Origin of the sequence: Porphyrobacter sp. HT-58-2, assembly GCF_002952215.1 — a bacterium.
Classification (GTDB): Bacteria; Pseudomonadota; Alphaproteobacteria; order Sphingomonadales; family Sphingomonadaceae; genus Erythrobacter.
On the sequence record NZ_CP022600.1, the window covers coordinates 2,435,902 to 2,458,805 of the forward strand.

Below are 22,904 nucleotides of genomic sequence, written 5' to 3' on the forward strand. Positions count from 1 at the left end.
TTTTTGCGCTTTCCGCCAGCGCTGACGCGCACGGAAAAGCACGCTCAGGCGCCGCGCGGGCTGGAGCGCGCAAACAGGATCACGCCTGATCCAGTTTGCGCGTTACTCGTCGCCCGGCAGCGCCTCGGCACCCCACAGGCGCGCGGCGCTGACCCAGCCCTTGCGTCCGGCAATATCAAGCTCGCACCATGCGCCCCCGCAGCGCAGCAGGCGGCCGATGACGCCCGGCTCGGCGCGCCATTTGATTGCAGAGGCATCCGCGGGTTCGGCGCGCACCTCAACCAGCCCGTTCCCGACCACCATGCCGCTGCGAGCGGGATCAAGCTGGCTCGAGGCAATCCAGCCCTGTGTGCCTTCGGGATCTTCAACCAGTCGCCACCCTTCGCGCAGGCGCACCACCTTCACCGGCAGGCCCTTGCGTTTGTAGACCCATTCAATCGGATATTCACCGCTGGGGCCAGTCCGCATCCGCACCTCGTCATAGCGCAGACTGGCCCAATAAGGTGTCTGACGATCCTGCGCCTGCGCCGGATTGCAGACGATCGTGAAGGCCATCAGCAGGCACAGGCCGAATACGGCAATTACGCGAAATCCCATCATAGACCGGCAGCGATAGCGCGCCTTGCCTTTGTCTTTCAAGCAGCCCGTGCCGGATCGCGCCTTGACCGCACGGCCTCACTCGCATTAGCCCCATCACCATGACCCAGCGCCCTCCCCGCCCCCTCACAAACCCGCCGCGCGTGATCGTCACACGCCACCTGATGCCGAGCGTCGAAGCGCGAATGCGCGAATTGTTCGACGTGGTGCTGAACGAGGCGGATGTGCCGCTGACCCGCGATCAACTTGCCGCCGCCATGCAGGATTGCGACGTGCTGGTGCCGACCGTGACCGACCGGATCGATGCAGATCTGATCGCGGGAGCAGGAGAGCGGCTTGGCCTCATTGCCAGCTTCGGCGCGGGGACCGAGCATATCGACCTTGCCGCCGCTGCCGCGCGCAAGATCATCGTCACCAACACCCCCGGCGTCTTCACCGACGACACCGCTGACCTTGCGATGGCCGGCATCATCGGCGTGCCGCGCCGCATCCGCGAAGGCACCGCGCTGGTGCGCCGGGGCGAGTGGACCGGCTGGGCGCCTTCGGGCCTGCTGGGGAGAAAGCTCGCGGGCAAGGTGCTCGGCATTATCGGCATGGGGCGCATCGGTCAGGCGGTCGCCCACCGCGCCCGCGCCTTCGGGCTGGAGATCGCCTACTACAACCGCAAGCCCCTGCCCGAAGCGCTCGAACGGATGCTGGGCGCGCGCTACGTGGCCGATGTCGATACGCTCATGGCCGAAGCAGACATCCTCACCCTGCACTGCCCTCTCACCGAGGAAACCCGCCACCTCGTCGACGCGCGCCGTATCGCGCTGATGAAGCCGGGCAGCAGCATCGTGAACACCGCGCGCGGTGAGCTGATCGATCAGGAGGCGCTGATCGCGGCTTTGGAGTCGGGCCACCTCGCGGGCGCAGGGCTGGATGTCTATCCTGACGAGCCTCACGTCGATCCGCGTTTGATTGCGCACCCCAACGTCATGACTCTCCCCCACATCGGCAGCGCCACCGCCGAAGGCCGCGAGGATTCGGGCCACAAGGTGATCGCCAATATCCGGATGTGGGCAGACGGACACCGCCCGCCGGATCAGGTGCTGGACGCGCTGGTGCGGGGCTGACGGCCGCCGCGCCCGCACGGCCTCAATCCCCCGTCAAAATCCGTTCGACCAGTTCGCCCACGCTGGGGGTGTAGCCGTTCGAATAGAACGGATCGGTCTTGAAGTTGTAAGCCGCGTGGCCCGCAAAGGCGAGGTTCTTGTCGGGATCGTCGCCATGGGCGATGTCTTGCAGGGTCTTCTGGATGCAGAAGCTGCGCGGGTCGGCAAGGCGGCCGGTGGTGTAATCGTCGTGGTCTTTCCAGCTCGAAAATCCGCAATGCGACAGGCAGCCCATGCAGGCTTGCTGATCTTCGCGGATCGTGTCGCGCGCTTCGGGCGTGACGAAGACGATAGTGCCGTCCGGCGTCTTCAAGGGCTCGGTATGCCCGGCGCGCATCCACATTTCGGCACGCGACTTGTCTTCGGGGCGCACCCAGAAGCTGCGCGCCTTGCCGTCTTCGCCCAGTTGCACCGTGCCATCTTCCTCGCCGCGCTTGAAGAACGGGATCTGGCGCTCGGAGCGGTGCATAAGGTCGTAGAGGAACGGGGTCTTGACCGCGCTCGAGTAAAAGCCGGTGGGCGAGAACTTGTGGAGCAGCACATCGCCCGGCTCCACGGTACGCAGCATGTCCTTCCAGATCTGCGGGATCGGGCTTTCCTGCGTGAGCAGCGGCCGCGTGCCGAACTGGAAGGCGATGGTGCCGAGTTCGGGATTATCGATCCAGTCGTTCCAGTCGCGCAGGTACCACACCCCGCCAGCCATCACGATCGGCACGCTATCGGCCACACCCTCGGCGCGCATCACATCGCGCAGCGCCTTGACGCGGGGATAGGGATCTTCGGGCTTGGTCGGGTCTTCTGCATTGCTGAGACCATTATGCCCGCCCGCCAGCCAGGGATCTTCATAGACCACCGCCGCCATCAGATCGGGAACCTTGTTGTAGCTGCGCTTCCACAGCGCGCGGAAAGCGCGACCCGAACTGACAATGGGGAGGTAGCAGACGTTGAAGCGCGCGGCGATCTCGGCCAGCTTGTAAGGCATTCCCGCGCCGCAGGTGACGCCCGTCACCATCCCGCGCGTGTTTTCCAGCACGCCTTCGAGCACGGCCTGCGCCCCACCCATTTCCCACAGCACATTGATGTTGATCGCGCCCTTGCCATTGGCGATCTCATAGGCCTTCTTCACCTGCGTGGTGGCACCGTCGATGGCGTAGCGGATCAGTTCCTGATGGCGCTCCTCACGCGTGCGGCCATGGTAGATCTGCGGAATGGGGTTACCATTATCGTCATAGCTGTCGGCATTGACGGCACTGACGGTACCAATACCGCCGGCTGCCGCCCATGCGCCCGAACTGGCGTGGTTGGTCGCCGACACACCCTTCCCGCCTTCCACCAGCGGCCACACTTCGCGCCCGCCATAGACAATCGGGCTCAATCCCTTGAACAATGAAAACTCCCCTTCGCGCCGTCCCGTGGCGCGCATTACGATTTGGTCACATAGAGACGAGATACGCGCCCCGCAACGCTTCAGACGAACCTGTCCTTAGCCTGCGTCGCAGACCTTGATCGCTTCAGGCGCCGTACGGGCTGAACCCCGCTGAAAACGCGCAAAATAGCCCTTGATGTCAGGCCGCTCGATGTACTCGACAAGGACATAGCCAACCGCTTCGAACTCGCAGAACAGCAGCGTATGCGGCAGGCCGTGGCGGCCAACCGGACTATCGGCTTCCACAACGATGATCTGCCCGCCGCTATTAAGCGCGGGCCACAGGTTCCAGAGGAAGGCGTAAGGCTCAGCCACCTCGTGATACATGTGGACCATGAACACCCGATCGAAGCTGTCCGGCGGCAGCTGGGGATCATCGACATCGCCGAGCTTGATCGAGATATTCTCGAGCCGATCCTTCTCGACGCGCCGACCGAGCCGTTCAAGCGCCTCGCGGCTGATGTCCTGCGCCAGCACCCGTCCATCGGCGCCCACCCGATCGGCAAGACGAACAGTGTAATATCCCTCACCTGCACCGATGTCCGCCACGGTCATCCCGGCGCGGATTTTGGCGAGGTCCATCACCACCTGCGCCTCATTTCGCTGGTCACGGGCGTCTTCATTGGCGAACTGGTTGGAAACAACCTTTGCCACGGGACGATCAGGCTTGGGGAAAGTCGGCTCTCCCCCAGCAAGGTCAGCGGTAACCGGGACCAGGCTATCGCACCCCAGCAGCAACACTGCACCAAACGCCGTGACGCCTGACAGGATCGTGCGCCGCATCGCCATAGGCGTTATTCCACGTCCTCGATCTCGACCTTCTCGCCCGTCACCCGCTGAGCCAGTGCGGCCGAAATGAAGGGATCAATTGCGCCATCCAGCACAGCATCGGGCGCGGTCGAGACCACGCCGGTGCGCAGGTCCTTGACCATCTGATAGGGCTGCAACACGTAGGAACGGATCTGGTGGCCCCAGCCAATGTCGCTCTTGGCCGAATGTTCTGCGCTCGCCGCTTCCTCACGCGCCCGCATTTCGGCCTCATAAAGCCTCGCTTTCAGCATGTTCATCGCGATTTCGCGGTTCTTGTGCTGGCTGCGATCCTGCTGGCTGGCGACGACAATGCCCGTCGGAGCGTGGGTGATGCGAACTGCGGAGTCCGTTGTGTTGACGTGCTGCCCACCTGCCCCGGAGGCGCGGTAAGTGTCGATCTTGAGGTCGGCCGGATTGATCTCGATCTCGAAGGAATCGTCAATCACCGGATAGACCCACACGCTTGAAAAGCTGGTGTGGCGACGGGCCGAGCTGTCATAGGGGCTGATCCGGACAAGGCGGTGGACGCCGCTTTCGGTCTTGGCGTAACCGTAAGCGCCATCGCCTTTGATCAGCAGGGTGGCAGACTTGATGCCTGCCTGCTCGCCCGCCTGATATTCGACCGTTTCGACCTTGAAGCCGCGCCGTTCGGCCCATCGGCCGTACATCCGGAAGAGCATTTCGGCCCAGTCCTGGCTTTCCGTGCCGCCTGCCCCGGCGTGGATTTCGAGATAGGTATCGTTGCCGTCGGCCTCGCCGGAAAGCAGCGCCTGCACCTTATCGGCGTCCGCCCGGTCGGCAAGCGCAGCGAGAGTAGCAAGACCATCCTCTACGATCGCGTCCTCGCCCTCCGTCTCGCCCATTTCGATGAATTCGACCGCATCGGCCATTTCTGCCGCGATTTCGTTGACAGTGTTGACGGCCGTCTCAAGCGTCTTCTGCTCGCGGCTGATCGCCTGCGCCTGCTTGGGATTGTCCCACAGGTTCGGGTCCTGCACCCGCGCATTCAATTCGTCGAGCCGGCGCAGGGCGCGCTCCCAGTCGAGCGAGAGCCGCACCAGCGCCAGCGCCGCTTCGATCCGGTTGATGTAAGCCTGGGCCTCGGCCCGCATGGTCTATCCTTCAGTCATGCCAGAAAGTCGGCACCGCTTAGCGTTGGCGGCGCGATTGTAAAGCGCCGCGCGTGGCCGCTCACTTCTTCAACGCCCGCACCGCAGCCAATGTCTTTTCAACGTGGCCCCGGTAGTCCGAATTGGAATGCACCGCCACGATCCGCCCATCTTGGGCAATGACGTAGGACGTGCGGCTGGCAAGCCCCGATGACCCCATCGCCACATCATAGGCTTGAATGATTCTGGGTGATGCCACGCCAACCGGGAAGGCATCGCGGCATTCCTCCCGACTGAACCGCTTGAGCGTCGCTATATCATCGTTCGACATGCCGATCACGCTTGCCCCGGCCGCCTTGAAACTGGGCATGGCCTCGGCAAAGGCATTGGCTTCAAGCGTGCAGCCCGAAGTGAAAGCCTTGGGGTAGAAATAGAGCACCACCGGCCCCTTCGCCAAGGCAGCGTTGAGCGTGAAGCCGAATTCCTCCCCGGCCAATGCAGCGCGGGTCGTGAATGCGGGTGCCTTTGCGCCCTGAGCAAGTTCTGCCAAGGCGGTCGTGGCGGTGACGGAGGTCGCGGCAACGCCAAGAACGGCAAAGGCGGCGACGATGGGCTTCAATGCGTGTTTCATGGTGCTGCAACCCCTGAGACCGGCACCGGGTTCCTGTCCGGCCCTGTGATGGATCAGTAAATCCCGCCTTGCTGCTCGACGAAATTGGCAGGCTGTTCTTCGACGTCATCGACAATAGCCGTGTCGGCGTTCGCGCGGCCGGCCCGGAGAAGCGCGAGGATTTCATTGCGGCGTGCCACGATTTCGTCCTGCCGGGTGTAACGCTCGGGCTCGGTATCGGGCTTGAAAGCTTCCCAGATGATCGCGGACTTGGGATCATCGGTCGGCCAACCATCGAACACGCGCTTGCCGGTGCTGCGATCGACCCTGACCATGCGCACCCCCTGCGGAGCGACAGCGGGAAGATCTGACCACTTGGCGCGGGTCTTCTCGATCAGGCTTTTCACGATCGGTGCTGCAATCGTGCCGCCATAGGCATATCCGCCCATGTTGCGGGGCTGATCGAATCCGACATAGGCACCGGCGATATACTGCTGCGTGCCGCCGATGAACCACACGTCCTTTGGCCCGGTGGTGGTTCCGGTCTTGCCGAACAGCGGCAGGCCGAGCGGATTGAGCACCGTCGCCGTCCCCCGGCTGACAGCGCCGCGCAGCATGTGCATGACCTGAAAGGCGGTGCGCGCATCCATTGCCTGCGTACCCTGCACACCAAAGCGAGGCATTGGCTTGCCGTCCCACTCGGCCATGTTGCAGCCGCGGCATTCCCGCTTGTCGGCGCGCCACAAGACCTTGCCGCGGCGGTCAAGGACATAGTCGATGACAGTCGGCGTATTGAGGCGCCCGTGATTGGCCAGCGCACTATAGCCGGCGACCATTTTCACAAGCGTCGTCTCGCCCGCCCCTAGCGCCGTCGAAGGATAGGCCGGAAATTTGCCGATGCCGAGCTTCTCGATCCCCTCAACGACATTGTCCATCCCTGCGGTCATGCCGATTTGCACAGTCATGATGTTCTGTGACTGTTCAAGCCCATAGCGCATCGGAAACTGTCCGCCACGCCCACCGCGGATGCACTTCTCGCCAAGGTTTGCCCCCTGATAATAGCAGAAGCGCGAATTATCGATTTGCGTGGAAGGCGTCATGCCATTGTCAAGTCCGGCGGCGTAGACGAAAGGCTTGATGGTCGAACCGGGCTGACGCATCGCCTGGGTCGCGCGGTTGAAATCGGAAAGGCGGTGATCAAAGCCGCCCTGCATCGCCAAGACCCTGCCCGACTGCGGCGCTTGCACCACAAGCGCGCCCTGCGCTTCGGGGACGGTACGCACGCGCCAGCCATTGCCTTCCGGGCTCGCGGCGATGACATCGCCAGCCTTGAGCCGGTCGGGCAGATTGCCGAGCGAGGCCTCGGTTCCGTCGGCAAAGCCGATGCGGGCGGATTGACCCTGGCGGCTGGTTACCACCCCGATCCGCCAGTCCTTGTAACTTATGCCGAGCGGCGAGCTCTGCAGTTGGCTTGCCCAGTCACCCTGGCCAACGTCAATCGTGGCGATCGGGCCGGTCCAGGCGCGCCCGCCATGATAGCGCAGCAGCCCGTCGCGCAAGGCATCGCGCGCGGCGAGCTGCATCTGCGGGTCGAGCGAGGTGCGCACCCACAAGCCCCCGGCATAGACCGAGTTGGGGCCGTCTTCAGCAGTTTCGCCAAATCGTTCGATCAGCTCACGGCGCACCTCCTCAAGGAAGTAACCTGCATCCACACTCCGTTCGCGGCGTTGCGTCACAAGGCCGAGCGGCAGTGCCGCTGCCGCTGCCTTCTCAGCCTCGGTGATAAAGCCGTTCTTCGCCATCTGATCGAGAACGAAGTTGCGGCGCCCGATCGCAGCCTGTTCCTGACCCTTGCGGCCATAGCGTTCCGGGGCCTTTGGCAGGATCGCAAGGAATGCCATCTCGTGCAATTCGAGCTGGTCCACATCCTTGTCGAAATAGGCCCGCGCAGCAGCCTGCACCCCGAAGGAACGCCGCCCCAGCGGGATTTCATTGAGGTAAAGTTCGAGAATTTCCTGCTTGGTCATCACCTGTTCGATGCGACCTGCAAGGATCATCTCCTTCAGCTTGCGGGTGACAGAATATTCATCGCCCAGGAGCAGGTTCTTTGCGACCTGCTGCGTGATCGTGGAGCCGCCCACTGCGCGGCGCGTGCGCATGGGATTGAGGTAATCGATCACGGCACCGGCAGTGCCGAAATAGTCGATCCCGCCGTGGCTGAAGAAGGTCTTGTCTTCCGCAGAAAGATAGGCCTCGATCAGTTGTTCGGGGAAATCGGCAAACTGCAGCTGCACCCGTCGTTCGCGGGCGCAGGAATGGACAATCTCTCCGTCATAGCCGCGCACGACGGTGGGCAGCGGCGTTTCGTAGGTGAGCAGCGCCTCAGCCTCCGGCAGATCGCTGGCAAGCCATACGAACAGCGCGATCCAGATCACCAGTCCAAGCCCGAACAGGCTGGCAAGGATGCGGAACAAGAGACTGTCACGCCACTTCTCTCGGAACCATGCATAGGCCCCGCCAAGGTCGCGCGCGACGCGATAGCGCAAGTAAGCCAAGGTCGATTGCGAACTGGCGGAGGAGGAGATCGGTTCGGTCATGGACGAAGGCCAACTAGCACGCAGGCAACCGCCAAGGCTAGCCGCTTTCCATCCCTATTCCCTGTCTGCCAAGGCACTTGCACGGCGTGCAAAATACACCCGGATGGCGCGCGCGAGGACACTGGCATAATCGGCCCGACCTTGCGCCGTTGTCAGCCGCGCTCGGTCCGACAGACTGGTCACGAAGCCGCTCTCGAACAGGACGGAGGGAACATCGGGCGCGCGCAGCACTGCCAGCGCGGCAGCACGGCGCGGTTGGGAATGAAACGCCAGCTTGTCCCCGCCTTCGCGCAAGACCAGGGCGGAAAAATCAAGTGCATCCTCCTGCGTCCGCTGTTGCGAAAGCTCGACCAGAATGGCGCTCACCGCTTCGCTGGCACCATCGATGGCGATACCGTTAAGCCGGTCGGCATCGTTCTCGCGCGCGGCAAAACGCGCTGCTGCCTCGCTCGATGCTTCTTCGGACAGCGTGTAGATGCTCGCGCCGCTAACGTCCTCGCGCTCGCCGGCAGAATCAGCGTGGATCGAGATGAATAGATCAGCATCGAGCTGGCGCGCGATTTCCGGGCGATAGGCCAGCGGCAGGATGCGGTCGTCATCGCGGGTCAGGGCCACCCTGATCCCACCGCCACGCAGCAACTCCTCGCGCAGTGCCAGCGCAAGTGCCAGCGTGATGTCCTTTTCGGCGAATGTCTTGCCCTCAGGGTCTGTGCCGATCGCACCCGGATCGCGTCCGCCATGTCCGGCATCGATCACCACCAGAGGTCGTGAAGGATCATCCGGTCCGGCAATGGCAGGCAATTCAAGCGGTACCGCCGCCGCATCGACCACAAACCGCTGCACATAGTCCCGACCCCAATGCGGTATCGGGATTGTGACGCCCAATACCCTTGCCCCGGCCAGCAGCGCAGCCGGCAGCAGCAGAACAATCAACAGAAGGGTACGGTAACTCATTGCCCTTGCGGCTTACGTTCTTGGCGCTCGGAAACGCAATAGAGTTGCGGGGTTTGCCCCACAGTGCTAGCGCTGCTTCCAGAGAGGCTGGATCGGTTCGCATTGCGTTCGATTGGCTCGCCTCTTGCGCCGGTTCACGTCCTTTCCCAGCGATCCGGCCCAGTACAGGTTGATGCAGTGACAGAAGGTTCTTCCCGTCAGATGAGCACGCTACGCGATCAGCGCGTGTGTGCTATCACGGGTGGGCGCGCGGCGATTTGCCGCACCTCTGGCACTGCAGACACGAGCTTCGCGCTGACTGCCCTTTGCGGACCAAGCGCGATTCCCCCTTCCGGTATCGCCTCGCCGCGGGCCGGTTCATCCCACAATTCGCGCCCCCTTCACGCCCCGTTGCGGGCAAGGCCGGGCGCATGGAGACTATTCAATGGCAACGCGCATGCTCATCGATGCGCGCCACCCGGAAGAAACCCGGGTGGCGGTACTGCAAGGCAACCGGATTGAGGAATTCGACTTTGAATCTGCCGAACACAAGCAGATCAAGGGCAACATCTATCTCGCCAAGGTAACTCGGGTCGAACCGTCGCTGCAGGCGGCCTTCGTCGACTTTGGCGGCAATCGCCACGGCTTCCTCGCGTTCAGCGAAATTCATCCCGACTACTATCAGATCCCCAAGGCCGATCGTGATGCCCTGCTGGCTGAAGAAGCCGAGGCTGCCGAGGAAGAAGAACGCCTTCGTGCCGAAGAGGAAGACGAAGGCATCTCGCCCGGCGAGGAATATGACGCCGAGGACGATAGCGGAGAGGCGCTGGCCGAAGACCTCGCAGAGAACGGGGTCGAGGAAGTCGACACCTCGGACAAGGACGATGTCGCAACCATTGAAGGCGGCGCATCAGACGAAGACAGTTCGGATGAAGACGGTGCCGATGACGAAAACGGCGAAGACAGCGACGAGGACGGGGACGGCAGGGAACGCAGCCGCGGTCGCCGCGGCCGTCGTCGTCAGGGCAAAGGCGACCGGGGCGGCAACGAAAAGGGCCGCAGCCGCGCCAAGCAGGTCGATGAGGTTCGCGCCAAGCGCATGGAACTGCGCCGCCGCTACAAGATCCAGGACGTGATCCAGCGCCGCCAGGTGTTGCTCGTCCAGGTCGTCAAGGAAGAACGCGGCAACAAGGGGCGGCGCTCACCACCTATCTCAGCCTCGCCGGGCGCTACACCGTGCTGATGCCGAACAGCACCAGCGGCGGCGGGATCAGCCGCAAGATCAGCTCGACCAGCGATCGCAAGCGCCTGAAAGAGATGGTCTCTGATCTCAAGCTGCCCAAGTCCATGGGCCTGATCGTGCGCACCGCAGGCATGAGCCGCACCAAGCCCGAGATCAAGCGCGACTTCGATTACCTCGCCCGCGTGTGGGACGAAATCCGTGAGAAGACCCTCGCCTCGGTGGCCCCGGCGCTGATCCATTCCGACAGCGACCTCATCAAGCGCGCGATCCGCGACATCTACAACAAGGAAATCGAGGAAGTCGTCGTCGAGGGCGAAGACGGCTACAAGTCGGCCAAGGCCTTCATGAAGCTGCTGATGCCTAGCCACGCCCGGCGGGTTAAGGCCTATTCCGATCCCGTTCCGCTGTTCCAGCGTTATGGCGCGGAAGACCAGTTGCGGGCGATGTATGATCCGATGGTGCAGCTCAAGAGCGGCGGCTATCTCATCATCAACCCGACCGAGGCGCTGGTGTCCATCGACATCAACTCGGGCCGTTCCACCAAGGAACACGGGATCGAAGCGACCGCGCTGCACACCAATCTCGAAGCCGCCAAGGAAATCGCCCGCCAGCTGCGCCTGCGCGACATGGCCGGCCTCGTCGTGATCGACTTCATCGACATGGAGTATTCCTCCAACGTCCGTAAGGTCGAAAAGGCGATGAAGGAGGCGCTCAAGAATGATCGCGCGCGCATTCAGGTTGGCCGGATCAGTTCGTTCGGGCTGATGGAGATGAGCCGCCAGCGCCTGCGTACCGGCGTGCTGGAAGCCACGACCCGGCCCTGCCCGCACTGCGATGGCACCGGCCTTGTGCGTACCGCGTCGTCGGCGGGCCTGTCCGCGCTGCGTCTGATCGAGGATGAGGCAGCCAAGGGCAAGGGTACGCAGATTCGTCTGGCCGCGAGCACGGAAGCGGCGATCTACCTCCTCAACGAAAAGCGCGCCGATCTGGTGGAGATCGAACAGCGTTACGGCGTCAGCGTCGAGGTCGTGCCGGAAGGCGAGGAAGAAGGCGCCAAGATGAGCGTGTCGAGCAGCGGGCCGCGCCCCGCGCAGGCACCGCGCTTCGAACCGATCGTCGACGATGACGACGATGATCTGACCGAGGAGGAAGACGATTTCGCCGAGGAGGAAGCCGAGGGGCGGGAACCCCGTCAGTCTCGCCGGGAACGGGCCGACAATGACGAGGATGGCGGTCGCAAGAAGAAGCGTCGCCGCCGTCGCGGTGGCCGTGGTCGCAACCGCGACCGGGAAGACGCGATCGAGGGCGAGAGCGAAGCTGGAGAAGACGCCGGCGATGCACAAGGCGAAGCCGTGGCCGGTGACGCACCCGAAGGCGATACCGACGAAGGTGGCGAAGGCCGCCCCAAGAAGCGCCGCCGTCGTGGTGGCCGCGGGCGCAAGCGTCGCTCTGACGAAGGAGTGGAAGGCAGCGAAGGCGAAGCCGGAATGGACGATGGCGACGCAGTAAGCGGTGGTGAGGCTGAAGCGGCAGCGGAGTCTCCCGCTGACCTCGAAGCATCGACAAGCGAAGCGCAGGCCGAAGCCGAGCCGGTTGCTGAAGTGCCCGCCGAAAAGCCCAAGCGTACCCGCGCCCCGCGCAAGAAGAAGGTGGCAGAGCCGGTCGCTGAAGCAGTGCCCGCCGAACTCGCGCCCGAGCTTGCCACTGACGTTGCTCCGGTTGCCGAGGAAGAACCGCCCGCCGAGAAGCCCAAGCGCAAGCGGGCGCCGCGCAAGGCCAAGGTTGCCGAAGCTGAACCTGCTGCGGTGGCCGAAGTGACCGAAGCTGCGCCCGCGCCTGCGGCTGACGACGAAGCGGCCAACGAGCCGGCCGCATCTGGTGAAGGCGAGACCAAGCCGCGCAAGGGCTGGTGGAGCCGCACATTCGGTGAATAGATTGCCAAGTCAGGCCTGAGATACAAAGGGGCGGGAGCGAGCATGTCTCCCGCCCTTTTCATTTGCGCGTGATCAGGCGGACTTGCGGGCGATGCCCCACTCCATCCATCCGGCAAAGCGCGGCGCCTGTGGGGTATAGCCCTGGCCAAGCCTCTCCACTGCGAAGCCTGCCCCTTCGAGAGCGGTTGCTATCGGTCGGGTAAGGTGGCACCCGCCCGCCAGGCGTTTCCAGAGCGGTTCGATCCGTTGCTGCCAGCCCTGCACGCCAGCATCAGGCGCACGGCCATGTTCGAGAAACAGCATCTGCCCGCCCGGGCGCAGGATGCGGCGGAGTTCGCGCATCACCTGCGCCGGCTGATCGACCGAGCACAAGGTAAAGGTGCAGACCACGCAGTCGAAGCTGGAATCGCCGAAAGGGATCGCCTCGCCCCGCCCCTGCCTAAGGTCGGCTACCCAGCCTTTCTCTTGCGCCGCGGCCCGCGCAGCGTCGAGCAGGCCGTCATGCGGGTCGATCCCGGCATAGGAGGTAATCGCGCGAGGATCGTAGAATTCGTGATTGATCCCGCCTCCGCACCCCAGTTCGAACACATCGCCTCGGGCGCGCGGCACCACCGCCGCGCGGCGCTTCATCACCTGACCCTGCGAACAGGCGCAGGTGATGAGGCGCGGCATGATATTCGCCTCGTACCATGCCGTCAGTCCCATTGCCTTGCCCCCATTATCCTCTTTCCCGTGGCGGCCATGCGTGGCACGATCAATCGTGTTTGCCAACACCTGCAAAAGGACAGAAGGCCACCATGACGACCGACACCGCCACTGAATCGCGCTTTCGCTTCCATCCCTCCTTGTGGATGTGCGCAGCCATGATGCTGGCCTTTCCTGCGCTCGGCACACTGATGAGCGACGAGGTCAATTGGGGAGCGGGCGATTTCGCCGTCTTCACACTCATGCTTGCCGGCCTGTGCGTCGGAATCGAGGTCGCCTGGCACTTCCTCGATTCGCCGCGCTGGCGGATCGGGGCGATGCTGCTGGGCTTGCTGCTGTTCGGCACGCTGTGGGCGCACCTTGCGGTGGGGATCTTTGACTAAGCCGGGACTTCGACACCGCGAAAATCAAACACCCGGCCCGATTGCTCCGGTGTAAGCGATGCCAGAACGCCGAGCAGATTGTCAGCCGCATCACCCGGCGCAGTCAGCTGGCCTTCGGGCAAACCGGACTGGAATGGCAGCGAAAGCGCAGAATCCACTGTCCCCGGATGCAGGCCCACCACCACGCCTTGGGGATGGGTGCGGGCCATCTCCAGCGCGAGGTTCCTGAGCAACATGTTGAGCGCCGCTTTGCTTGCTCTGTAGGAATGCCACCCGCCCAGACGGTTGTCGCTGATCGAACCTACCCGTGCCGATAGCGCTGCAAGGACGAAAGGCTCCGAACGCGGCATCAGCGGTAACACATGCTTTGCGATGAGCGCCGGGCCGATGGTATTGAGGGCGAAGACCTCGGCCATCACAGCCGGATCGAGCCGTTTGTAGGTGCGTTCCGGCCCCGTGCCGTCAGCGAGCGTGAGCACGCCGCTGGCGATGATCACCCATTCGGGCGGATCGTCCCGCATGACCTCGGCAGCGGCGGCAATGCTGGCCTCGTCGGTCAGATCAAAGGCGAAGGGGCAGATCCCTGTCCCTTCCGGCCCGCCCCCCTGACGCGATCCGGCATGGATCACCTGCGTCCCACGCGCGGCCAATCCGGCGCAAATGGCAGCGCCTATCCCGCCGCTCGCTCCGAACACTGCCGCTACGCGCGGCCAGCGCGCTACCTTTTCCGCTACTTGCTGACCATGTCCCATTGCCCTTCAAAGCGCATGGCCGCCCGCATGGTTCCCCCATGTGAGGCGCTTTCAACTCCTGTTCAAAAGGCTGCAACAGCCCCCGCTTGCGTGACGGGGCAATGCCGCTAGATAGGGTGCAAATTGCAACGCGGGATCACGTAATGGCGACCTTCACTCTCCCCAAGAATTCCAAGATCAATGCCAACGGCAAAGTCCACAAGGCCACTGGCAAGCGGGTCAAGTCGTTCAAGATCTACCGTTACGATCCCGATTCCGGCCAAAACCCGCGCTATGACAAGTTCGAGATCGACCTTGATGAATGCGGTCCCATGGTTCTCGACGCACTGTTCAAGATCAAGAACGAGATCGACCCGACCCTGACCTTCCGCCGTTCGTGCCGCGAAGGGATTTGCGGATCGTGCTCGATGAACATGAACGGCAAGAACGGCCTCGCCTGCACCACCGCGATCGAGGACCTCAAGGGCGAAATTCGCATCACGCCCCTGCCCCACATGGACGTGATCAAGGATCTGGTGCCTGATTTCACCCACTTCTACGCGCAATATGCCTCGATCCGGCCCTGGCTTCAGACTGTCAGCCCGACGCCGAGCGGCAAGGAACGGCTGCAATCGCCCGAACAGCGCGAGAAGCTGGACGGCCTCTACGAGTGCATCCTGTGCGCCTGCTGCTCGACCTCGTGTCCGTCCTACTGGTGGAATTCGGACAAGTTCCTCGGTCCTGCGATATTGCTGCAGGCCTATCGCTGGCTGGCTGACAGCCGCGACGAGATGACCGGTGAGCGTCTGGATGATCTGGAAGACCCCTTCCGCCTCTACCGCTGCCACACCATCATGAACTGCGCTAACGTCTGTCCGAAGGGCCTCAGCCCTGCCAAGGCGATTGCCGAGACCAAGAAAATGATGGCCGAGCGGGTCATCTGATCCCGTGACGTTCAAGGACGACGTTTTCGAACACGGTCCGGATCAGGACAATCCGGGCTGGCACCACTGGAACCTGAAGGACGAGACGTTGTTCAACGGCGCGGTGATGGGCAAGCTCGTCACCCGGGTCGATCCGGACGGAAAAGCGCGCCTGCGCATGTTCCCAGAGCGGCGGCATATGAATCTTCAGGGCGTGATCCACGGCGCAGTGACGCTGTCGCTGATCGACATTGCGCTGTTCGTCACCATGCACCGCATCGGCACCGGCAATGCCGGGCCTTCGGTGACGCTCGAGCTGTCGACGCAGTTTGTCGGTGGCGGCGACGTCAACCGCCCGCTCGATGCCGTGACGGAAATCGTGCGCGAGACCGGCAAGCTGGTCTTCATCCGCGGCATGGTGGTGCAGGACGACGACACGGTCGCCAGCTTCTCCGGCATCGTGCGCAAGATGCAGCCGCGCGCCCAAGCCTGACGCTGTGCCGGGGTTGCTCGCCCGCTACGACGCGCTCATTGCCAACGGCGAGCTGCGCGCCGACCCGGACCAGCGCGCTGCTGCCGACCGGCTGGCCCGTTTGCAGGACGAGTTGGAAGCACCACCTCCGAAGAAAAGCCTTTTCGCCCGCCTGACCGGCACCCGCGAAGCCGCCTCGGACCCGCGCGGGTCTATCTGTGGGGCGGTGTCGGGCGCGGCAAATCGATGCTGATGGACCTGTTCGTCGAGACCCTCGGGATCGAAAAGAAGCGCCGCGTGCATTTTCACGCCTTCATGCTCGAAGTCGACCGTCGCATCGCCGAGGCGCGCAAGGCCCAGCAAAAAGACCCGCTGATCGCGGTTGCCATGCGGCTTGCCGAGGAAGTGCGCTGCCTTGCTTTTGATGAGATGGTGGTCACCAACACCGCCGACGCCGCGATCATGGGCCGCTTCTTTACCGCACTGATGGAGGCCGGCACGGTGATTGTCACAACCTCCAACCGTCCCCCGCGCGACCTCTACAAGGACGGGCTCAATCGCTCGCTGTTCCTGCCTTTCATCGACCTCGTCGAAGCGCGCATGGATGTGCTCAGCCTCAACGGCCCGACCGACTACCGGCTCGACCGCATCGGTGGGCTTGCGATGTGGCATGCCCCGATGGGCGATGCAGCGACGGCGCAGGTGCGCGAGGCCTTCTTCCGCCTGACCGATTTCGACCCAGACGATGCTGCCCATGTGCCAAGCGGCGAGCTCGATCTGGGCGGTGGGCGCACGCTCCATGTCCCCAAAAGCCTCAAGGGCGTGGGCGTGTTCAGCTTCAAGAAGCTGTGCGTGGAAAACCGAGGGGCGGCGGATTATCTCGCCATCGCCCGCGCGTTTCACACCGTAATTCTCGTCGGCATTCCGAAGATGGGGCCGGAAAACCGCAACGAGGCGATCCGCTTCACCAAGCTGATCGACGCGCTCTACGAGAACCGCGTGAAGCTGTTCGCCACCGCCGCTGCCGAGCCGGAAAAGCTCTATAAGTCAGGCGACGGCGCATTCGAATTCGAACGCACGGTCAGTCGGTTGAACGAAATGCAGAGCGACGCCTACATGGCGCTCGGTCACGGCGCCGAAGGCTAGGACGACACCCCAAGCTGCCCGAACGACTTCTCCAGCATCAGCAATTGCCAGAGCGTGCGCGAATGGTCCGCGCGGCCCGCAATATGCGCCTCGGCAAGTGCGGCAATGGCCTCAGGCCGGAAGAACCCGGTCTGCGCGAGGCTCCCGCTGGCAATCCCCCGCGCCGCGCCCGCCAGCGGCCCTTTGAGCCACTCCGCAATTGGCGTCACGAAGCCCTGCTTGGGCCGGTAGAGGATGTCGTGCGGCAGATAGCGTTCGAGCGTCTTCTTGAGCAGGTATTTGCCGGTCGAACCCTTAACCCGCATCCCTTCGGGCAGGCGCGCGGCGAATTCGACAAGGCGGTGGTCGAGCAGCGGCTCCCTCGCCTCAAGGCTCACCGCCATGCTGGTGCGGTCAACCTTGGTGAGGATGTCGCCCGGCATCCAGAAGGTCAGATCGGCATATTGCGCCCGGTCAAGGCCGCTGCGGCCCGGCGCTGAACGCATCAGCGCGATCAGCTCGTCCTCGGCGCGGAAACCCGCAAGGCTGGCGGCAAAGGCGTCCGAATAGAGCGCCGCCCGCGCCCCCGGCAAAGTCACCGACAGCCCACGCGCATAGCCTTCCTCGCCAGTTTCGGCCAAGGCCAGCAGGGTCGACTTGGCACGCAGCGGACGCGGCGCCCAGTCAGCCTTGGGCCATAGGCTTCCCAGCGTACCGAACAGCGGAGCCCGCAGGGCCGCAGGCAGCACCGAGCGGGCGCGCTCCTCGTGGTGGTGGAACACCTGCCGGCGGTATCCGGCAAAGGCCTCGTCCGCCCCGTCGCCCGACAGCGCCACCGTCACCCGCTCGCGCGCCAGCTGGCACACGCGCCATGTCGGAAGCGCCGAGGCGTCGGCGAAGGGCTCGTCGAACATCGCGGCTAACTGTTCGATGGCGGCGAAATCATCGGTCGCGACGATGCGTTCCTGATGATCGGCACCGAACTTGGCGGCAACCTGACGGGCATAGGAGGTCTCATCGTAGGCGGCGACGTCGAAGCCGATGGAGCAGGTCTGAACCGGCTGGCTGCTGGCTTCGCTCATCAGCGCCACTACGCCGGAGGAATCCACCCCGCCCGAAAGGAACGCGCCGAGCGGCACATCGGCCACCATGCGTGAACGCACGCCCTCGCGCAGCAGGTGCACCAGCTGGGCCGAGAGATCCGCCTCGCTCCCGCGCTCGCGCTCGGTGAAGGAAATGTCCCACCAGCGCCGCGGGCGGCCCGGCGTCTTGCCCTGCTCCAGCAACCAGAAATGCCCGGCGGGAAGCTTCTCCACCCCGGCAAGGATAGCATGGCTATCAGGCACGTAGCCCCAAGCCATATAAGCCTCGATCGCCTGCGGGTTGACCCGGCGGCGCAGCAGCGGGTGAGCGAGCAGGCCTTTCAGCTCGGAGGCGAAAGCGATGCTGCCGTCTGACAGCGCAGCGGTGAACAGCGGCTTCACCCCGAAGCGGTCGCGGGCAAGGAACAGCTGCCGCTTGTCGCGGTCAAAGATCGCGAAGGCGAACATCCCGTCGAGCCGCGCAAGGCAATCCGGCCCCCAGCGTTGCCAGGCGGCGAGGATCACCTCGGTATCGCCGCTGGTCCGGAAGGTGAAGCCCGCCTGCTCCAGCTCGCGGCGCAATTCGCGGAAATTGTAGATCTCGCCGTTGAAGACAATCACCGCGCGGCCATCGACAGAATGCATCGGCTGCGGCGACCCGGCGAGGTCGATGATCGAAAGGCGGCGGTGGCCGAGCCCCACGCCAAGATCGGTCCACACCCCCGCCCCGTCAGGCCCCCGGTGGGCCAGCGCGTCGCACATTCGCTCGACCCGCAGGGGGTCGACCGGCTTGGGGGTTTCAGCGTGAAAGATCCCGGCAATTCCGCACATTATCGGGACGGCCTAAAGCAGCGCAGCCAGCGCGGCAACGCCTGCAAGGGCAATGATCGCAAGCGCAGCGGTGCCGGGCGCCAGAGTCAGCGCTTCAGCGCGGGCAACCACAGGCCAGCGCGCAATAGTTGCGGCCGACCAGCCATAGGCCTCGGGCTCACGATCAAAGAATCGCCACGCGCCGCCGAGCAGCAGCGACACGATGATCGCGAAGAAAATCCAGCCATAGACGATGTGATCGAACCCGGTCGCCTGCTCCGCGCCGATGGATTGCGCGACATAGATCGTTGCCCAGGCCCGCACGCCATTCGCGAGGATCGGAACGATCACGCAAGCGGCAAGAAACAATAGGCGGCGCGTCAAACGGGCAAAGCGGGTGAAGGCGACCAGTACGCCAAGCGTTACCATCGCAATCAGGAACTTCACGCCGGAACAGGCCTCGGCCACGATGAACAGTCCTGCCGGCGTATGGATATGGATCCCGTCGATCCGCGCCGGAACCCCGCTCCAGTGGGTCAGCGCAATCGCAATGTCGGCTGTGAGGAATTGCAGCGGAGGAATGATCTCGTCACCGAAGGGTACGAGGAAGCAGGCAAAGGCCAGCGGCAAGGCCAGCAGAAGGCTTACTCGCACTCCCAGCACTGTAACGACCGCTGCCTGTAGCGCACCTACTGCGCCTGCCTGCGCGACAAGGTTTATGCCGAGCCGTTCGCCCGCCCACGATAGGCCGAGCGCCGCAGCCACGCAGGCAAGGCCCGGCCAGAACGGCCGCGGGGCAAGCCGCGCAAGCTCCTCCTCCTTGAGCGCCACCAGCCAGGCGATGATGAAGGGCAAAAGAACAAGGTGGCTGTAGGTATCGATATTCCACCATTGGTGCAGCATCGCGCTCCAGCTTCGTGCCGTTACCGCGATCAGCGCGAGCCATGCTGCACCAAGCGCTGCCAAGGGCGCGCGCCATGCAGCGGGCAAGCTGGATACACCGTGCGAGACCGAAAGGGATGCGGCCTCAGGCGGCATGGCGCTGATGTCCCTGCACGTCCTTGCCGATCAACCCGGCAAGCGGTGCCAGCATGGCCTCCCATCCATGGTGATCAAGCACAAAGCGCCGGGCCGACGCGCCGATCGCGGCACTGACGCTCGGATCACCGACAAGCCCGGCCATGCGTTCGGCCATCGCCTCAGGTTCGGGCGGGGAGACAAGCCAATCCGCCCCATCTTCAGCCGCAATTCCGGTGGCAGCTTCCGGCGTGAGCACCACGGGCCTCGCCATGGCCATTGCCTCAAGTACCTTGTTCTGCACACCGCGCGCAATCAGCAACGGGGCGAGCACAGCGTCGGCAGCGGCGATGAAGGGGCGCACATCGGCGACCTCGCCCCACACTTGGACACCGGCGATGCCATGATGCGCCATCAGCCGAGCGGTCGGGTTGCGGCCGACGACATGGAACACGGCTTCGGGCAAGCGCGCGCGCAAGACCGGCAAAAGCGCTTCAATCACCCACAACGCCGCCTGTTCGTTGGGAAGGTAGTCCATCTGCCCGGTAAAGACGAAATGCGGCCCCGCCGCCCCTGCCAGAGCGGGGTGCGGGGTAACGGCGGCGGGATCGAAGAAAGCCGCATCGATGCCGTTGCCGATCACCTGCACATTGACCTTCGCCGGATCGTTGAGACGCGAGCGATAGAGCGCCGCCTCGGCCTCGGAAATGAGGATTGTCGCATCAGCGCGCTGGCCGAGGCGCTCCTCCTCAACGGCCAGCAGGCGCGCCTCGCGGGCGTTCAGCCACACCCGCTCGCCCGCTTCGGCGTAGCTGGCGAACTTGGCGCTGTCGACGTCGCACAGGTCGATCACCACACGACCTTCAAAGTCGTCGGGAACGTATTGGCCCATCTGGCCGGAAAAGACGACGATCGCAGCAATATCGCAGGTGGCGATGGTATGGCGCACCCACGCGGCGAGCTGGCGCGAATGGAAAGCGGTGAGACTGACCGGCTTGCCCGCCAGCACGGCCTCGATCCCGGCAAGCGGCAGCGGCTTGGTACGCGGAGCGATGCAGTGCGAGGCCGTAATCTGCGCCAGTGCCTCGGCGCCGGTCGTGTCGTTCCCCTCGGCAAAGCAGCCGACATGCACCGGGCCAAGCCGCGCCAGACCTTTGAGCAGGTGGTGCGAGCGGATGCGGTCGCCGCGATCGGGCGGAAACGGCACGCGGTGCGCGAGGAACAGGATGTCGCCCATCACGCAAGCCCCCTTAGGCCAGCCCACGTGCAATCCACGGCCCCAGCGTGTTGGCGACGGAAAGCGGCAGCTTCTTCCAGAGCTCGATCTTGCGGGAATAGCTGGCATCAGTCGGGTCGATGTTGCGCACAGCCTGCCCCGGCGCGGTCCATGCGCCATAAGTGAGCGGTTCGGGCGTGAAGCCCCAGTTCTTCTTGAAGGCGAACGGCCCGCTCCCCGTCTTCGAACGTCCGAAGTCGAAGCGGGTCATGCCCTCCCGCCGGGCATGGAGCATCAGTTCGTAATACATCCGCTCGTTGGCGCGGGCGGAACGGGCAGCGACGACCCCGCCGCCCCAGAACGGCATCACTGCGCCATCGTGATAGAAGCTCAGAACACTGGCCAGCGGGCGCGCGCCGTCCCACACGGTGAGGATGTCGCTGTTGTCTGGAAAGGCCTCCAGCATCGCGGCAAACAGCGCGCGCGGAAACACCGGGGTGCCGAGATTGCGCACGCTTTCGCTATAGCAGGCGTAATGCGCCGCCAGATCGTGCGGGGCGCGCCCGATGGTGATACGGTGGCCGAGCGCCAACCCCTTGCGGACTTCGGCGCGGGCCTTGCGTGGGATGGCCAGCAGTTCCGCATCGTCATCAGCCGCCAGCGCCCGTTCGAAACCGCAATGCTTGTCCGCCCATCTGTCCCAGCCATCGGGGATCATCCCGCCGCGCAGTTCGATACCGGCAAAGCCGCCGCGCATGGCATGGCTCTGCGCTGCCTCGGCGAGCGCCCGCGCCGCATTGCCACTATCCGCGACAATCCCGCCACCGACCCCGAACCCGCTCGACACCAGCGCCTTGCCGAACAGCAGTGATCGCACTTCGGTGAGCGGCAACCAACCCGTCACCACGCCGAGCCGTTCGCAGAGCAGGCCCGCGGCGCGCTGGCCTGCGCCCTGCTCGACCGCCTTCAGCCATGCCGGACGGTGGAACAGGCTTGCGCCTGCTTCAGCGACGAAGCCCTCGATCCGGCGCAGATCGAGCGGATCGCGAAAATCCGCAACGCGCACCACCTCGCCGGCTTTCACCGGCGCGTTCATGCGACGAACTCACCAACCGGATCGGGCAGGACGAGATCAACCGCCCTGGCAGCCTCGCGGTGAGCGACCAGATCCATCCGGGTCCAGCGGAATTCGTGAACCAGATCGCGCAGCTTGCCTGCCATCTTCGACAGACCGGTATAGTGCCGGAAGCGAGAACGCAGCGATGCATGGCCCACACGCGGCTGATCGGGATCAACCTCCCACGGGTGGAAATAGAACACCGCCGGACGGCTGTCCTGACGGTTCACCTGCCGGATCGCCCAGCGCGAAAAGCCATAGGGCAGCACCCGGAAGAATCCGCCCCCACCCGCCGCGACGCGCCGTCCGCCAAGCATTGCGGTGGTCACCGGCAGCTCGATCATCGACGACCAGGGGAGTGGCTTGAAGGCGAAACGCGGTGCTTCTGGCCAGCCATAGTGGTCATGCACCACCGGCGCGACGCTGGAGGAATAGGCATAGCCCTGCTCTGCCAGCTCCGCGAAGGCCCAGGGCGTTCGTCCGTCGATCGAGAAGCTGGGCGCGCGGTAGCCGGTCACCGCAACGCCGGCGCAATCCTCGATAATGGCGCGCGCCTTGCGGATATCCTCGGCGAATTCGTGGCGGGTGAAGGTAAACACGCGCGCATGATCATAACCATGGCTGGCGAGTTCGTGGCCAGCATCGGCGATGCGGCGAATCATGTTCGGATGGCGCTTTGCCACCCAGCCCAGCGTGAAGAAGGTCGCTGACACATCTGCTTCGGCAAACAGATCGATCACGCGGTAGACGTTGTCCTCGACACGGGTCTTGATCGAATCCCACTCGCCGCGCTCGATCACGTTCTCGAACGCGCCGACCTGAAACCAGTCCTCGACATCGACCGACAGGCCGTTGGCGATGACTGGCCCATTGCCGTCAGGAGCGAGAGGCGAAAACGGGGCATTCATGT

Annotated in this window: 18 protein-coding genes and 2 pseudogenes; 6 read left to right on the forward strand and 14 right to left on the reverse strand. The window is 64.1% G+C overall.

The genetic code is table 11. The features are described from left to right. Nucleotides 1–102: 102 nt before the first annotated feature. A complete protein-coding gene (locus CHX26_RS11480) occupies nt 103–600 on the reverse strand; it encodes an SH3 domain-containing protein (protein WP_104942477.1) in 498 nt (165 codons plus the stop codon). Nucleotides 601–698: 98 nt separating this feature from the next. On the opposite strand from CHX26_RS11480, the gene CHX26_RS11485 reads away from it, so the two are divergent. Next, entirely contained in the window at nt 699–1,712 is a 1,014-nt protein-coding gene (locus CHX26_RS11485) for a 2-hydroxyacid dehydrogenase (protein ID WP_104942478.1), read from the forward strand. A gap of 22 nt (nt 1,713–1,734) precedes the next feature. On the opposite strand, the gene CHX26_RS11490 is transcribed toward CHX26_RS11485, so the two are convergent. From CHX26_RS11490 to CHX26_RS11515, 6 genes are all read right to left on the reverse strand, one after another. Then, nucleotides 1,735–3,174, reverse strand: coding sequence for an NAD(P)H-dependent flavin oxidoreductase (locus CHX26_RS11490; RefSeq protein WP_104942479.1), 1,440 nt, complete (start codon nt 3,172–3,174; stop codon nt 1,735–1,737). Between the two features lie 60 nt (nt 3,175–3,234). Next, nucleotides 3,235–3,966 (reverse strand): class I SAM-dependent methyltransferase, encoded by a 732-nt coding sequence (locus CHX26_RS11495; protein ID WP_104942480.1) that lies wholly within the window; start codon nt 3,964–3,966, stop codon nt 3,235–3,237. Between the two features lie 5 nt (nt 3,967–3,971). Then, nucleotides 3,972–5,099, reverse strand: coding sequence for a peptide chain release factor 2 (prfB, locus tag CHX26_RS11500; RefSeq protein ID WP_104942481.1), 1,128 nt, complete (start codon nt 5,097–5,099; stop codon nt 3,972–3,974). A 79-nt stretch (nt 5,100–5,178) separates the two neighbouring features. After that, nucleotides 5,179–5,727 (reverse strand): peroxiredoxin, encoded by a 549-nt coding sequence (locus tag CHX26_RS11505; protein ID WP_104942482.1) that lies wholly within the window; start codon nt 5,725–5,727, stop codon nt 5,179–5,181. Nucleotides 5,728–5,780: 53 nt separating this feature from the next. Continuing rightward, nucleotides 5,781–8,303 carry a penicillin-binding protein 1A gene (locus CHX26_RS11510; RefSeq protein ID WP_104942483.1) on the reverse strand — a complete coding sequence of 841 codons (2,523 nt, stop codon included), beginning with the start codon at nt 8,301–8,303 and terminating at the stop codon, nt 5,781–5,783. Between the two features lie 54 nt (nt 8,304–8,357). Beyond that, complete coding sequence (locus CHX26_RS11515; RefSeq protein ID WP_104942484.1) at nt 8,358–9,257, reverse strand: N-acetylmuramoyl-L-alanine amidase family protein; 900 nt, start codon at nt 9,255–9,257, stop codon at nt 8,358–8,360. A gap of 424 nt (nt 9,258–9,681) precedes the next feature. Here CHX26_RS11515 and CHX26_RS11520 point away from each other — a divergent pair. Then, a pseudogene (locus CHX26_RS11520) lies at nt 9,682–12,413 on the forward strand (Rne/Rng family ribonuclease). Nucleotides 12,414–12,485: 72 nt separating this feature from the next. Here the strand turns inward: CHX26_RS11520 and CHX26_RS11525 are convergent. Next, complete coding sequence (locus tag CHX26_RS11525) at nt 12,486–13,118, reverse strand: class I SAM-dependent methyltransferase (protein WP_104942485.1); 633 nt, start codon at nt 13,116–13,118, stop codon at nt 12,486–12,488. 92 nt (nt 13,119–13,210) lie between these two features. Between CHX26_RS11525 and CHX26_RS11530 the strand changes: the two genes are divergently transcribed. Then, nucleotides 13,211–13,501 (forward strand): hypothetical protein, encoded by a 291-nt coding sequence (locus CHX26_RS11530; RefSeq protein ID WP_104942486.1) that lies wholly within the window; start codon nt 13,211–13,213, stop codon nt 13,499–13,501. On the opposite strand, the gene CHX26_RS11535 is transcribed toward CHX26_RS11530, so the two are convergent. Then, nucleotides 13,498–14,253, reverse strand: coding sequence for an SDR family NAD(P)-dependent oxidoreductase (locus CHX26_RS11535; RefSeq protein WP_104942487.1), 756 nt, complete (start codon nt 14,251–14,253; stop codon nt 13,498–13,500). The genes CHX26_RS11530 and CHX26_RS11535 overlap by 4 nt on opposite strands. A gap of 143 nt (nt 14,254–14,396) precedes the next feature. Here CHX26_RS11535 and CHX26_RS11540 point away from each other — a divergent pair, with 143 nt between their 5' ends. From CHX26_RS11540 to zapE, 3 genes and pseudogenes are all read left to right on the forward strand, one after another. Next, nucleotides 14,397–15,176 carry a succinate dehydrogenase iron-sulfur subunit gene (locus CHX26_RS11540; RefSeq protein WP_104942488.1) on the forward strand — a complete coding sequence of 260 codons (780 nt, stop codon included), beginning with the start codon at nt 14,397–14,399 and terminating at the stop codon, nt 15,174–15,176. A gap of 4 nt (nt 15,177–15,180) precedes the next feature. Then, nucleotides 15,181–15,648, forward strand: a complete 468-nt coding sequence (locus CHX26_RS11545; RefSeq protein WP_104942489.1) for a PaaI family thioesterase — start codon at nt 15,181–15,183, stop codon at nt 15,646–15,648. A gap of 4 nt (nt 15,649–15,652) precedes the next feature. Beyond that, nucleotides 15,653–16,773: pseudogene (gene zapE / locus CHX26_RS11550) on the forward strand (cell division protein ZapE). Here zapE and CHX26_RS11555 read toward each other — a convergent pair. The 5 genes from CHX26_RS11555 to CHX26_RS11575 are packed head-to-tail and all read right to left on the reverse strand — an operon-like array spanning nt 16,770 to nt 22,902. Continuing rightward, entirely contained in the window at nt 16,770–18,665 is a 1,896-nt protein-coding gene (locus tag CHX26_RS11555) for an XrtA/PEP-CTERM system amidotransferase (protein WP_104942490.1), read from the reverse strand. The pseudogene zapE and the gene CHX26_RS11555 sit on opposite strands and share 4 nt — an antisense overlap. Before the next feature lie 12 nt (nt 18,666–18,677). Continuing rightward, the gene (gene xrtA, locus CHX26_RS11560) at nt 18,678–19,682 is read right to left on the reverse strand and encodes an exosortase A (RefSeq protein WP_104942491.1); all 1,005 of its coding nucleotides are present in this window, start codon (nt 19,680–19,682) and stop codon (nt 18,678–18,680) included. Beyond that, a complete protein-coding gene (locus CHX26_RS11565; protein ID WP_104942492.1) occupies nt 19,672–20,898 on the reverse strand; it encodes a TIGR03087 family PEP-CTERM/XrtA system glycosyltransferase in 1,227 nt (408 codons plus the stop codon). The genes xrtA and CHX26_RS11565 overlap by 11 nt, the downstream gene beginning before the upstream one ends. A gap of 13 nt (nt 20,899–20,911) precedes the next feature. After that, nucleotides 20,912–21,973 (reverse strand): FemAB family XrtA/PEP-CTERM system-associated protein, encoded by a 1,062-nt coding sequence (locus tag CHX26_RS11570; protein ID WP_104942493.1) that lies wholly within the window; start codon nt 21,971–21,973, stop codon nt 20,912–20,914. Further along, nucleotides 21,970–22,902, reverse strand: a complete 933-nt coding sequence (locus tag CHX26_RS11575) for an XrtA system polysaccharide deacetylase (protein WP_104942494.1) — start codon at nt 22,900–22,902, stop codon at nt 21,970–21,972. Before CHX26_RS11575 ends, CHX26_RS11570 begins: the two co-directional genes overlap by 4 nt. Between the last annotated feature and the right edge of the window lie 2 nt (nt 22,903–22,904).

Coding starts and splice junctions, on each gene's coding strand:
- prfB (WP_104942481.1), bottom strand. CDS start 5,099: ATGCGGGCCGAGGCCCAGGCTTACATCAACCGGATCGAAGCGGCGCTG.
- CHX26_RS11570 (WP_104942493.1), bottom strand. CDS start 21,973: ATGAACGCGCCGGTGAAAGCCGGCGAGGTGGTGCGCGTTGCGGATTTT.
- CHX26_RS11530 (WP_104942486.1), top strand. CDS start 13,211: ATGACGACCGACACCGCCACTGAATCGCGCTTTCGCTTCCATCCCTCC.
- CHX26_RS11575 (WP_104942494.1), bottom strand. CDS start 22,902: ATGAATGCCCCGTTTTCGCCTCTCGCTCCTGACGGCAATGGGCCAGTC.
- CHX26_RS11495 (WP_104942480.1), bottom strand. CDS start 3,966: ATGGCGATGCGGCGCACGATCCTGTCAGGCGTCACGGCGTTTGGTGCA.
- CHX26_RS11490 (WP_104942479.1), bottom strand. CDS start 3,174: ATGCGCGCCACGGGACGGCGCGAAGGGGAGTTTTCATTGTTCAAGGGA.
- CHX26_RS11525 (WP_104942485.1), bottom strand. CDS start 13,118: ATGGGACTGACGGCATGGTACGAGGCGAATATCATGCCGCGCCTCATC.
- CHX26_RS11485 (WP_104942478.1), top strand. CDS start 699: ATGACCCAGCGCCCTCCCCGCCCCCTCACAAACCCGCCGCGCGTGATC.
- CHX26_RS11515 (WP_104942484.1), bottom strand. CDS start 9,257: ATGAGTTACCGTACCCTTCTGTTGATTGTTCTGCTGCTGCCGGCTGCG.
- xrtA (WP_104942491.1), bottom strand. CDS start 19,682: ATGCCGCCTGAGGCCGCATCCCTTTCGGTCTCGCACGGTGTATCCAGC.
- CHX26_RS11555 (WP_104942490.1), bottom strand. CDS start 18,665: ATGTGCGGAATTGCCGGGATCTTTCACGCTGAAACCCCCAAGCCGGTC.
- CHX26_RS11535 (WP_104942487.1), bottom strand. CDS start 14,253: ATGGGACATGGTCAGCAAGTAGCGGAAAAGGTAGCGCGCTGGCCGCGC.
- CHX26_RS11540 (WP_104942488.1), top strand. CDS start 14,397: ATGGCGACCTTCACTCTCCCCAAGAATTCCAAGATCAATGCCAACGGC.
- CHX26_RS11480 (WP_104942477.1), bottom strand. CDS start 600: ATGATGGGATTTCGCGTAATTGCCGTATTCGGCCTGTGCCTGCTGATG.
- CHX26_RS11505 (WP_104942482.1), bottom strand. CDS start 5,727: ATGAAACACGCATTGAAGCCCATCGTCGCCGCCTTTGCCGTTCTTGGC.
- CHX26_RS11510 (WP_104942483.1), bottom strand. CDS start 8,303: ATGACCGAACCGATCTCCTCCTCCGCCAGTTCGCAATCGACCTTGGCT.
- CHX26_RS11565 (WP_104942492.1), bottom strand. CDS start 20,898: ATGGGCGACATCCTGTTCCTCGCGCACCGCGTGCCGTTTCCGCCCGAT.